We start from the raw sequence: 3105 nt of genomic DNA, 5'->3' as shown, positions 1-3105 counted from the left end.
CGGAATATTCACGGGTTCGTAAATGTTTACTAACTTAGTTGCTTAACCACGCAACTAACCATACACAAAACCGTTGTAAACAATTATGAAAAAAGTCCTGTTCATTTTAATTATTTCAGTTTTTGCTGGAAGTTGTGGAACTTCTAAAAAGAAACCAAAAGCGGATTTTATGGATGAGTATCAAAAACGGATTTTAGGAAACGTAATGGGACTTAACCGATTAGAATTAAGTTCAAGTTTTGACGAATGTGGAGAATGGGGCGGACACAATGAAAAATTTGATATTTATCGAGAGGATAAAATACTTTATGCAGAATATACTGAAGATATATTTGATTGTGGAAATCCGTATGATGAAAATCGGAAAATTGCGGAAAAGAAAACTATTCGTCTGAATGAAAATCACGAGAAAGCAATTGTAAAATATTTAAAATCATTGCTTGATAGCGGACTGAAAATGGAACTTCCTTATCACGCTGGAACATATTACCAAGCAGTTATGAATGATTCAACGCTGATTTTAAAGTACCATTCAATGGGTAGTAATTGGCCTGAATATGATAAACTAAAAAGCGAACTGAATAAATAACAGTTTACAACACCGTGTATAATTAATTGCTTCATTGAGCTTACTTGCGAATATTCCTGCGGAATATTCACGGGTTCGTAAATGTTTGCTAACTTAGTTGCTTAACCACGCAACTAACCATACACAAACACGTTATGCACAATAAACTCACTCAACTCTGAATGAAATACTTAATGGGAATTTTATCATTTTTAAACTTAGCTTGTTCTGACAAACCAACAGAAAGTGATTTGTTAATTAAGGAACTTGACACTTCAATAATTGAAATGTTTAAAGCTCATAATATTGAAACTTCATCAGATGAAAATGGAATTATAAACATAAACACAAAGGAAAAAATTACTATAGAAAATAATTTAATTTTTCAAGATTATCCAGAAAGTTATTCGTCAAGATTAGATATGAAAATACAATTAGTCGATGACAGAGTGATTTATGAATCTTTTGGAGATATTGGTAAATCAAAATTAATAGCATCTCAACAAAATCTTTTGAATTTTACTAAAAATGATTTTCACGTAATTCTTAATGCTTTTAATGATTCGACGGACGAACAAATAACAATCGAAGAATGGACTATTGGAAATTCAAAATATAAAGTGTTTATCGGGAACTACGGAATTAAATCATCAGACGAATTTAATATTCCTGAAAAAACATTTGAAAAAATAGAAGAATTAGTTAAAAGTCAAAACTTACAAAATAATACTCATTGGGTAAGATTCTTTTATTGTAATTTAAACGGAGAGCCATTTGAGACTGAATTTTTAATAGACAATGAATTATATACTAATGGAATTACCGAAATGGAAAAACTCGATTGGGAAAAATTAGACAAATATTATAGTGTAAGAAACTTTATGATATTAAGAAAAATTAATTAAAGTGCATAACACCGTGTATAATTAATTGCTTGGTTCTTGCCTACTTGCGAAAATTCCTGCGGAATTTTCACGGGTTCGTAAAAGTTTACTAAATTAGTTGCTTAACCACGCAACTAACCATACACAAAACCGTTAGCCACAATATGACCACCAATGCAAAATTTGACTAAAGAAATACAATCATTACTCGAATCAAAGGAAACTCAAGATTTCTTAAAAATTGCACGCGGATTTATTGAACTGGTAGAAAATAATGCTATAACGGAACAGGAATTCTATCCTGAAATCCACAAAAAACTGACTGAATTATATAACGCTGGACTTTCCCTAAAATCGGTCGAATTAATTCACTCAAGCGAAAAATCGGAATTCGATAACGTTTCAGAAGAGAAAATAAAAAAACGGAATGTCAATCTGATTTCCTCACTTGGAAAAGACTGTTTTTATTGGGAAGTATTTGACCCAACTTATGAAAAGGAAAACGAACCGACACAAGGCTGGTTAGTAGATGATGTTGCGGACATATACGCTGACTTAAAAGAAGAAATGTATAAAATTGACCAAATCGGAACTGACGAAGCTATCGAAGACGGACTTTGGCAATTAAAATTCGGATTTACCTCACATTGGGGAAATCATTGCGTGAATGCAATTCGAGCTTTACACTATATTTATTATGACGGAAAGAAAACAATGTGAAAAAATACTGTGGCTAACAATGTATAACCGCAATTACGGCGGATTCGACTACGTCCGAATCCACGCGGAATTGCTACCGTCGGTCTCTGCCGAAAGATTGTTTAACTTTAAGCCGTAACTGACGGTTATACGAGACCGTTGGGCTTCATACAAAAAACGTCCGTACTGAATCATATTTTTTGTACATTTGAATTAAAGAAATTTTAAAATGGATATTCGAACAACAAAACTTGAACTGCTAAAAACAATTTTGGAGACTGAAAATACTGACTTCATCCAAAGAATAGCTGACTTTGTAAAAAAAGAAAAAGCAGATTTTTGGGACGAATTGTCTTTATCTGAACAATCTGAAATAAAAAAAGGTATTGAGGAATTGGATAAAGGAAAACGAGTTTCCTTCGAGTCATTCCTAAAGAAAATTTCTTAATGAAAGTATTCTTATCCGAACTTGCCGAATCAAAGCTTCTAAAGCTATCTCAATATTTACTGGAAGAGTGGAACGTAAAAACTCGTGACAAGTTTATCTCAAAATTAAGTGATAAAATCAAACAAATATCAAATCAACCTGATAGTTGCCCAAAATCATCGGAATTTAAGAATCTTTATAAATGTGTTGTAACAAAGCAAACGACATTTTTCTACAGAATAATAGCTGAACAAAAAGAAATAGAAATTATTACAATTTTTGACACTCGACAAAATCCTGATAAGTTAAAAAAAGACATAGATTAAAAGTACGAAAGCCCAACACCGTGTATAATTAATTGCTTGGGCAAGTGATTATTTGGAAAATTCCTTCGGAATTTTCTCGCGTTCGTTTTTGTTTACTAAATTAGTTGACTAAACACGCAACTAACCATACACAAACCCGTTGGCAGCAATGCGTGTGCGGCAAAATCCAACTCTAAATTGGAACTTATACAACTCTGAATT

Annotated in this window: 5 protein-coding genes; all 5 read left to right on the top strand. The window is 32.2% G+C overall.

Annotated features, from left to right (window positions below; genetic code table 11):
* Positions 1-85 precede the first annotated feature (85 nt).
* The 5 genes from HM985_RS16970 (at position 86) to HM985_RS16950 (ending at position 2904) form a co-directional block, all read left to right on the top strand.
* Positions 86-589, top strand: a complete 504-nt coding sequence (locus tag HM985_RS16970; protein WP_179377395.1) for a hypothetical protein — start codon at positions 86-88, stop codon at positions 587-589.
* A gap of 161 nt (positions 590-750) precedes the next feature.
* Complete coding sequence (locus HM985_RS16965; RefSeq protein ID WP_179377394.1) at positions 751-1473, top strand: DUF6348 family protein; 723 nt, start codon at positions 751-753, stop codon at positions 1471-1473.
* 153 nt (positions 1474-1626) lie between these two features.
* On the top strand, positions 1627-2172 hold the full coding sequence (locus HM985_RS16960) for a DUF5063 domain-containing protein (RefSeq protein ID WP_179377393.1): 546 nt from the start codon (positions 1627-1629) through the stop codon (positions 2170-2172).
* A gap of 208 nt (positions 2173-2380) precedes the next feature.
* Positions 2381-2599, top strand: a complete 219-nt coding sequence (locus HM985_RS16955) for a hypothetical protein (protein ID WP_173589738.1) — start codon at positions 2381-2383, stop codon at positions 2597-2599.
* Positions 2599-2904, top strand: coding sequence for a type II toxin-antitoxin system RelE/ParE family toxin (locus HM985_RS16950; RefSeq protein WP_173589737.1), 306 nt, complete (start codon positions 2599-2601; stop codon positions 2902-2904). The genes HM985_RS16955 and HM985_RS16950 overlap by 1 nt, the downstream gene beginning before the upstream one ends.
* Positions 2905-3105 lie beyond the last annotated feature (201 nt).

The organism is Winogradskyella wichelsiae (assembly GCF_013403925.1).
In the GTDB taxonomy this organism is placed as follows: domain Bacteria; phylum Bacteroidota; class Bacteroidia; order Flavobacteriales; family Flavobacteriaceae; genus Winogradskyella; species Winogradskyella wichelsiae.
Note: the sequence above shows the minus strand (reverse complement) of the source record. Positions and strands in the feature narration are given on the sequence as shown.